This window comes from Pseudomonadota bacterium (assembly GCA_022361155.1).
In the GTDB taxonomy this organism is placed as follows: domain Bacteria; phylum Myxococcota_A; class Polyangia; order Polyangiales; family JAKSBK01; genus JAKSBK01.
Genome location: JAKSBK010000369.1, coordinates 1 through 6,666 on the forward strand (window position 1 = coordinate 1; position 6,666 = coordinate 6,666).

Annotated in this window: 6 protein-coding genes and 1 pseudogene; 1 reads left to right on the forward strand and 6 read right to left on the reverse strand. The window is 63.8% G+C overall.

Features of this window, described 5'->3' with window-relative positions; all coding sequences use genetic code 11:
• From MJD61_14195 to tnpB, 6 genes are all read right to left on the reverse strand, one after another.
• Positions 1-732, reverse strand: a 732-nt coding sequence (locus tag MJD61_14195) for a TIGR02680 family protein (protein MCG8556421.1), incomplete at its 3' end; no start/stop codon positions are given.
• The gene (locus tag MJD61_14200) at positions 729-1,979 is read right to left on the reverse strand and encodes a TIGR02678 family protein (GenBank protein MCG8556422.1); all 1,251 of its coding nucleotides are present in this window, start codon (positions 1,977-1,979) and stop codon (positions 729-731) included. The genes MJD61_14200 and MJD61_14195, both read right to left, overlap by 4 nt.
• Positions 1,976-3,568, reverse strand: a complete 1,593-nt coding sequence (locus tag MJD61_14205) for a TIGR02677 family protein (GenBank protein ID MCG8556423.1) — start codon at positions 3,566-3,568, stop codon at positions 1,976-1,978. Before MJD61_14205 ends, MJD61_14200 begins: the two co-directional genes overlap by 4 nt.
• 121 nt (positions 3,569-3,689) lie before the next feature.
• The gene (locus MJD61_14210) at positions 3,690-4,148 is read right to left on the reverse strand and encodes a hypothetical protein (protein MCG8556424.1); all 459 of its coding nucleotides are present in this window, start codon (positions 4,146-4,148) and stop codon (positions 3,690-3,692) included.
• A 26-nt stretch (positions 4,149-4,174) separates the two neighbouring features.
• Positions 4,175-5,983 carry an IS66 family transposase gene (locus MJD61_14215; protein MCG8556425.1) on the reverse strand — a complete coding sequence of 603 codons (1,809 nt, stop codon included), beginning with the start codon at positions 5,981-5,983 and terminating at the stop codon, positions 4,175-4,177.
• 35 nt (positions 5,984-6,018) lie between these two features.
• A complete protein-coding gene (tnpB, locus tag MJD61_14220; GenBank protein MCG8556426.1) occupies positions 6,019-6,369 on the reverse strand; it encodes an IS66 family insertion sequence element accessory protein TnpB in 351 nt (116 codons plus the stop codon).
• A 137-nt stretch (positions 6,370-6,506) separates the two neighbouring features.
• Here tnpB and MJD61_14225 point away from each other — a divergent pair.
• Positions 6,507-6,666, forward strand: a pseudogene (locus MJD61_14225) (aminotransferase class I/II-fold pyridoxal phosphate-dependent enzyme).

Genomic DNA, 6,666 nt, shown 5'->3' on the forward strand with positions numbered 1-6,666 from the left:
CGCAAAGCCGTCAGCAACTCGGCCCAGCTCGAGGTCATCGAGCGGCGGAAGCGCCTCGGAAAGGAGATCGGAGAGTCTTGTGGGAGACAGGCCGTCGGTGACGTTCTGCTTGCGCACCACCAGGAGGGTGCGGATGAGCGCGTCCAGTCGATCATCGGACCAGCCGGGGAACAGCGTCGTTCGGATGGCTTGTCGGTAGCCACTGGTATCCGATCCCCAGACCCTTCCCTCGGCCCCGACGGCCTCGGTCAGTTGCTCCACGGACAGCGGGCGCCGATGCTCGTCGAGGAGCGAGAAGTCGATCGCGACTCGCCGTGGGGTGGTGAACCAATGCTTGTCCCCGCCGCCTGACGGCTTCGCTCTCAGTCGTACGCCAGCTGTAAAGGTCCTTTCGTCGTCGAGAGCGAATTCGAGCCAGAGATAGCCGGTGCGTGGTTCGCCTTCGTCGTACCCGCTCACACGGTCCCAGAGCCCGCCGCGATCGGCACCTGAAGTGGATAGCCGTCCTGGCAAGCCTTTCGCGTCGAGCAAGTGCGGCAGGAGCAGCTCGAGGGCCATCGTCTTGCCAGACCCGTTCGGGCCGTACAGGACGAGGCGCCCCCGCTCGAACTCCAGGATCTCCTCGGTGTACTGCCACACGTTGACAAGGCCTGCTCGAGTTGGCAGCCACCGGAAATCGTCGACAGACACCGGTGACGCGGTGCCGGAATCGCTGGCAAGCATCGTGGTCATGGAGCCACCTCTACATCGTCGTCCGACGTAGCTGGACTCGCCACTACGCGAACCGCGAACCGTCCAGCGGCCGGGCGCGGCACGATGTCGTCTCCGTCTCGCCGTACCAGTCCAAACTCCTCGAGCAACTCGATAGCATCTGAAAGCAAAGCGTCGACGCCTGAAGCGTTGCGGAAGGCACGAGCCCAACCCGGGCTTGTCTTCAGGTGCTGATCAAGGGCACCGCGGAGTGACAGCATAGACCTCCGGAGCAAGTGTCGGTGTCCATCGACGTCAACGCTCACCAGGATCGCCAACACGATTGCCGCCGCCTGCTCGGCCGTGGAGGATCGCCCGGCCGACGTGAAAGTGCCCGATGTCGACTCACGGGTCGGGTCGATGGCCAGCCACACATCCGCGTGCCGTTCGACGGTCAACCCCGCCTCCTCGGCCGCGGAGATCGCCTTGTCTCGGCCCGCAGGGGTGAACAGGTAGCTTTGTACCCCCGGGTGGAGCTCGTCGATGTTCACCGCGGGATCGTCGAGCAATCGCCGGATGGCCTGATGCCTGGACCAGCGCGCGCGTTGATCTCGGTCCGTATTCTCGAGATCTGTCGCCGCCGTGCCGTACCTCGGCTCATTGACGAGTTGGTCGATCCATTGCCCGGGTGTGTCTGCCTCAACACGCGAGGGCGCCGTATCCGAGGACAGGAGCAGCGGGATGAGCGTCGCATCTGCGACGAGAACGGCGTCGACGTCCTGCGAGCTCCCGAATCCATCCACCTCTCCGGCGGTCACGTCGACGGCTCCGACCTCGATCAACCACAGCAGAACGTCGACGAAAGCCACACGATCGGAGTGTCTGCCCACGTCAACGGAACGAAGGATGTCGTCCCCGGCGCAGATCCGAGTGATCGCGTCGCCCAAGTCACCCAAAGTGGTGTGGGGTCGTCGAAGCAACTCCGCGCAGGTCAGCGCGAGGAGTTGGTAGCGGAAGGCGTCGAAGGGCCGTTTGCTGGATCGCGTGCGACGGAGACCACGCCGTGAGTCGGGGTTCTGGGTCCGCTTGTGCAGCCTGGCGATTCCGGCACGAATATCGACCTGAAGTTGCCAACCGAGATTGTCTTCAAACCACGACTCCAGCGAGCCGCGCTGTGTTGCCACGCTTCGAAACAGCTCCTCGTTTCGGCTGCGCAGCAGTAGCGGAGATGCGAGCAGCGCTCGAATCGCGGCTCCCCGCGTTTCGGTGTCGTGGTTTCCAGCGCTCATGACAGCAGCCCCTCGTGTGTGCCGCCCGTGACCGAGATCATCGCAGCGGTGCCGGTGGCGATGTCGACTCCACGTAGTCGCACGGACACGCGGAAATCAGGCGCGGTCAATGTGCCGGCATCAGTCTCAAGACAGCACATACGGGCCGTGTCCAGCGGGTAGACGACCACCTCCACTTGGCCGTCGCTCGAGAAGCACTGGCGGGTGCCGTCGGCCGATGGCAGAGCTGTAAGGGCAGCGCAAAGGAGGTCTACGAGGTCACGGAACTGCTCGTAGTCCAGGCGCCCGTAGCTCGACAAGCGCACGGTACCATCCGTGATGATCGCAGTACGTAAGGCGGCCGTGCGCCGCAGAGCCTCTGCCTGTTCTGCTGCAGCGCGGGCCCGCTGCTCTCGGGGGTCCACGACAGGGCGCTCCCGAGAGCGCTGCCGGGTGGCGCCCTGCACACGCAGTGTCGACGTCAGGTCTATCGCCGGATTGCTGGCAGCCGTCGTTGCCGGGTCCAGGGCATCCACGTCATCGTAGGCCAGGGTATGATGCCTCGCGCCGTGAAGCTGGAAAGCGGCCGTGAACAATCGCGCGGCCTCGTCATCGTCGGCGCACGCAGCGAAGGTGCGGGCGATCGTGGTGAAGTCATCAATGATGCTCGCCGAGCGGCGCCGGTGTGCCCGGCGAAGCTCCATCACGCGCAGGAAGTGAAGCACCCAGTCGCGACCGCGGGATCGCAGCCTGCCCATTCGTGGTAGCGACCCGTCCGCCGTGCGAAGGAACCACTCGTCGAGCGCGGCCAATCGTCGTGTGCGCTCTTTGATCCATCGAGGTCCCGGGTCGCCAAGAACCGGATCTGGTGCGAGGTTCGCGCCGGCAAGGGCTCGCTCGAGCACGAACGCGTCGCCGAGCTCATGGAGCTGCCGAAGTGCATCGGCCACTCGTGCTGCGGGCTGCTCCGCGTCGTGAATGTATCGGGTCAGGTACTCGATGATCGCGTCGCGGGCCTGCGCCATCACAACATCGTCAAGCGTCGGATCGCTCAGAAGATGCGAGAGCTGGCTCTGAAATCGCCGGACGTTGTCTACCAGGGACTGGTGGTGGTGCTCGGCCTGCTGGAGCTCGACGTGAATGATGGCGCTGTCGGAAGAGGAGTCCGCAGCCAGGCGCACCGCCTTCGCGATCGATTGAGCGAGCGAATCGATCGCCGCCGGTTGGAGGCTTGCGACGGCGGCGAGAAAGCGGGCCGCTTCATCCAGGAGGGCCACAGCAGTCTGGCCGTGAGCGGTCAGAGACCACTGCAGGTTACGCCGCTGGAACTCCTCTGGCGTGCGGTACGTGGCTGACTCGTTGCGGGACTCATCGAGTAGCCCCCACTCGACGAGCTGGTCGAGGCTCCTGCGGATGCTTGCCTCGTCGGCACCCAGGTCCGGCGCTTGGTACGGAAGAGCACTCAAGAGGTCTTCGAGGGTTAGTGCCGGATCGGTCAGCTCGCGTTCGGCAAACAGCGACAGTACGGCCAGGTGTAGATCGCGGTTCTCTGTGGTCGCAACCTGGAAAACGGACCTCGGCGTCGCCCGCCATTGCTCCTGACGGTTCATCTGGCGAGCACCTCGATTGCCGGGAATGAACTGCCAGCGTCGCCAAAAAGGCGTTCAGACGGACGCTGGCGCTCATGATGTCCTCGGGGTCTCGAGTACCCACGTCCTGCGGCAAACGTAGTCATGGGATGGTGAACCGTCTGCGGGGCTTGTGGTGGGCGGGGTCGAACTCGCGCTGCACGCCATCGCGATCTTTACGTCCAAGGCGGGTCCAGGTCGTCCGCGCGTCGGCTGCTCTCGTTGTGTCAAAGCCGTTTGGCACGCTGATGCCCACAAGATTGCTGATGAGATACCGGTCGTGAAAGTCGCTCCAGATGAACACCTCAACCGATAGCCCCACGTTACTCAGGGTGCCGCCGAGTTCGGCGCGGAACGTCGCTTCCACCTCATCGAGATTCAGGATCGTCCGGCTTCTGCCCGAGCCGCGGTAGCAGACCCGGTGGAGCTCGATCAAAGGCCTTGGGGATCTCCCTGCAGCGCTCTCGATGAGCGTTTCCAGACCTTTGTAGCGGTCCTCGCTGGGATCGATATGAGGGTCAATGAACATGATGTGATTCGCGGTACCCGTTCGTTGAGGCACGTGGTTCCTGGGATGGCGCCGAGGCGCTACTGTGAGCTGACGTGGAACCGATCGATTTCGTGGATGGCACGGAGCCAGATGTTGTCGGCGAGCCGCTGCTGAGTCTGGGGCTGCTGGCGGGTCTGGTTCCAGTTGCAGGGAGCGAGCTCAAGGATGCGGTTCTTGGGCCAGCTGGGCAGCAGGCACAGGAGGTCTCGCAGGTAGGCTTCGGGCTCGATGCCGTGCAGGTGGCAGCTTGCGATGAGGGTGTTGAAGGTGGTGTTGACGGCCGCGCCGTCGTCGCTGCCTACGAACAGCCAGCGCTTCCTGCCAACCGCTTGGCGGCGAGCCTGCCTCTCGGAAATGTTATTGGTTGCCGGCAACCTGCCGTCGTCGAGGAAGGTACGCAGCGCCTGTTCCTGGTTGAGCGAGTAGCGGACCGCAGCGGCCAACGGGGTGCCGTCCAGCGCCGAGTCCTCGTGCTTGCGGCACAGCTCGAAGTGCTTGTCGACCAGCAGCTTGACCTTGCTCTGCCGCATCCGCTCGCGTTGCTTGCGAGGGCGCGTGGCGAACCGGCGCTCGAGCAGAAACATCACGCGCAGGTTGCCGAGGAACTCGCGGGCGATTTCGGGCTCGGTGCCCAGGGCCTTGAAAAAGTAGCTGCGCGCGTGCGACCAGCACCCCGCTTCGGTTGCTCCATCCTCGCCGTACAGGTGGTCGTAGACCGCGTGGGCGTCGGCCACGACGTAGCCGTTGTAGCCCCCAAGCAGCTCGTCAACTGCGGCCGAGTCGTGCGACCTGCTGAACGCGAAGATGACGTGGTGCCCTGGCACGACCAACACCCAGAAGTGTCCTCGCGAGCACTTGTCGGGCGCCTGCACGAGTACCCCGGTGGCGTCGATGCACACATAGGGGGCATCGCGCGCATCGCGCAACATGGCCTCGATGAGCGGAGCAGACAGCTCGCGCAGTCCATCGAGCCATCCATACAGCGTGGAGCGTCCGAACCGTACTCCTTCCCGTTCGTAGACGTTCTCCAAGTGGTTGTACGGCAGGTGGTCATCAAAGCGACGGACGGTCACGTTGGCGAGCAGCCCGGGCCCCGCAATGCTGCGTGGCAAGGGGAGCTCCGGCACGGGCGCCACGGTGAACCAGCTCTGAGGCTCGTGCTCCGGCAGCGTGTCGCACCGCACTCGCTCGGCCTTGACCGCTTCGATGGCCTCGAGTGTCTTGGCACGGAACTTCGGGCGTACTATTTTCACCTCGACCAATGACGAGACACGCCGTTCGATGCTGGTCGAGCTTTCCTCGCCGATACGCTCGAACGCGTCGAGCCCCAAATGCTTGACCTCGTCCGGCAGCATCTCGATCGTGAGCTTGTGCACGACTTCATCACGCTTGCTCTTGCGACCCGTCGGCTTGCGCTTGGGGCGATGTGGCTCGGCGCTGCCCGTGGCTGCGTCAGCGCCTTGCGCGCTCTGCTCGCTCGGCTCTGCTCCGGCTTGCGCCTCGACTTCGGCTTGCGCTTCGTCTTCCGCCTGCCTCAGCAGTTGCTCGGCAATCTGCTTCGGGTCAACCCCATCGAGATGTTGCTTGCCCAGTAACTCGCCGAGAATCCGAAGCGACAACTGCGCATCGTCATCGCCTTTGAAGCGTTCGCTCTTGGGACCGATGAGACCGCGCTTGAGCTTTTCGATCTCTTCCTTGAGCTTTTCGATGAGCTTGCGGTAGGCGTCACGAGCTCGAATCGCTTCGAGCAGCGCCTTGCGATGTGTTTCGCTGTCGAGCAACTCGAACTGAACAGCCACCGAATCGACGTCGATCGTGGGGTCCTGCTGCTCCGCGGCCGCGCCCATCACAAACAGCAGACAACCACTGTCCGTTCAATTCGTCAACGTACTACGCGCAGTTTTGTGCGATTTGTTTTGCGGTTCTTCATCTTGCCGGCAAGCAGCTGCGCTAGCTTGTTGCCGTCGATGCGAACTGCGAACGGAATCGAGCCGTCCGACGAGGGAAGCTCGACCACTGCCCCGTGAAACCGCTTGTACAGGACGCAGTAGCCGTTGCTGTCCCACCACAGAATCTTCAGCTTGTCGCGTCGACGGCTGGCGTAGATGAACAATGCACCCGAACGAGGGTCTTGCCGCAGTGCATCGCGCGCCAACAGTGCGAGCCCATCACACCCGCGTCGCATGTCCACAGGCTCCGTATAGACAAAGATGCGCACCGTGGGCGGGATCATGATGGCACCTGGTGCAGCAGCAACTCGAGCAGCGAGCTTACGGCCTGCGCATCGAAGCGTTCTGGCATCCGTAGCCGGCAACGATTTGGCTGCCTCGATTTTCACTCCGGTCAGGGTTGCTCGTGCACTGTCAGCAGCAGGAACGCGGCGTCCCGGGCGTTTCGGCCGAGGATGTCTTCATGGGCAACGGCGTGAGCGAGCTCACCGGCATCTGCATGGAGGCGCTCCTCGACCCGGGCGACGAGGTCCTGGTGCCAAGCCCGGACTACCCGTTATGGACGGCGGCTGTCACGCTGC

What these genes read in the sequence shown, in the direction of transcription:
- MJD61_14200 (MCG8556422.1), bottom strand. Translation starts at nt 1,979, where the DNA reads ATGAGCGCTGGAAACCACGACACCGAAACGCGGGGAGCCGCGATTCGA.
- tnpB (MCG8556426.1), bottom strand. Translation starts at nt 6,369, where the DNA reads ATGATCCCGCCCACGGTGCGCATCTTTGTCTATACGGAGCCTGTGGAC.
- MJD61_14215 (MCG8556425.1), bottom strand. Translation starts at nt 5,983, where the DNA reads ATGGGCGCGGCCGCGGAGCAGCAGGACCCCACGATCGACGTCGATTCG.
- MJD61_14205 (MCG8556423.1), bottom strand. Translation starts at nt 3,568, where the DNA reads ATGAACCGTCAGGAGCAATGGCGGGCGACGCCGAGGTCCGTTTTCCAG.